This window comes from Mucilaginibacter sp. P4_G9 (assembly GCF_056400985.1).
The window spans coordinates 1-1,365 of the sequence record NZ_JBFUKF010000742.1 but is presented as its reverse complement, the minus strand read 5'-3'; the positions used below and the strand labels follow the sequence as shown (position 1 = coordinate 1,365).

The following is a 1,365-nucleotide window of genomic DNA, read 5'->3' as shown; positions in this document are numbered from 1 at the left end:
CCTGTTGGAGAATAAAAAGACCGGCGCGCCGGGGGTTTACCATCGCCTGGCTACTTATAAGGACTTTCATAAGCCCTTAAACGCGCTTATTATTAAGCTAAAACAGATCAACAAAAACTATGAAAGCCTTGGTTTAAACATTGCCGAAGCCGATGCCTTTATTGAGCAACGCCTTAAAGATGCACAAACCTACCTGGAAAACATAGCTAATATCCTGGCATCCGGCTACGTAAACAAGGATGATATTTTACTGGCAGCCAGAGAGATACTGGCATCAATTGGCGAAAGTCATTCCGCCTTTAACTTTGCCAATATCCTGCAAAATATGGGCATCAACGCAACCTTGGTTGATTTGAGTGGTTTTCATGACCAACGATCATTTACTATAGATCAGCGTATAAAAAAAGATCTGCAGCATATCGATTTTGAAAATACCATCAGTATAGTAACCGGTTATGCTAAAGGTACAGAGGGTATCATGCGCGAGTTTGATCGTGGTTATTCTGAAGTCACCTTCAGCAAAATTGCGGTAGCTGTAAAACCACAGGAAGCCATTATTCACAAGGAATATCACTTATGCACGGCCGATCCTCAACTGGTTGGTGTTGAAAATTGCTTTCCGGTTGGTAACACCAATTATGACGTGGCCGACCAATTGGCTGATGTTGGTATGGAGGCTATCCATCCCAAAGCATCAAAGCCGTTGGAGATTAATGACATAGATCTCCGCATAAAAAATACATTTCAGCCAGAACACCCCGGCACACTAATAACCCGCGAATATATTTGTGATAAAAAGCGTGTAGAAGTAATTACCGGTACAGAAAGGGTGATGATGATAGACATTTACGATCCATCGATGGTGGGCAACGTAGGTACCGATTTTCATATCATGCAGCTGTTTTACAAATATGGCGTAAGTTATACTTTTAAGGCCACCAGCGCCAACAGTATCTCTATTGTGATATGGGATAAAGACTATAATAAAAAACTGATACAGGAGCTGGAGGATGATTACGAAAAGGTAACTGTAGAGAAGATGGCTATGGTTTGTTTGATCGGCTCAAATATGGATCAACCAGGTTTGCTGGCAAAATCAGCAACAGCCCTGGCCCAAAAAGGCATTAATATAAAAAGCTGTGGTTTTGCCCTACGTAAAGTAAATATCCAGTTCCTGGTAGCGCGCGAAGATTTTGCTGAGGCAATAAAAGCTTTAAATAAGGCGATGATATAGTTTTAAGGTTAAAGAGAAAAGGCGAAAGGCAAAAGGTTTACTTAACTTAACATAATGCCACTCACCACTCACCACTCACCACTCACCACTCACCACTCACCACTCACCACTCACCACTCACCACTCACCAC

General features: G+C 42.1%; 1 protein-coding gene. It reads left to right on the top strand.

Going from position 1 to position 1,365, the window contains the following annotated elements:
* On the top strand, nt 1-1,234 hold a 1,234-nt coding region (locus tag AC1DPZ_RS27245; protein ID WP_477409418.1), incomplete at its 5' end, for an aspartate kinase.
* Nucleotides 1,235-1,365: the final 131 nt, after the last annotated feature.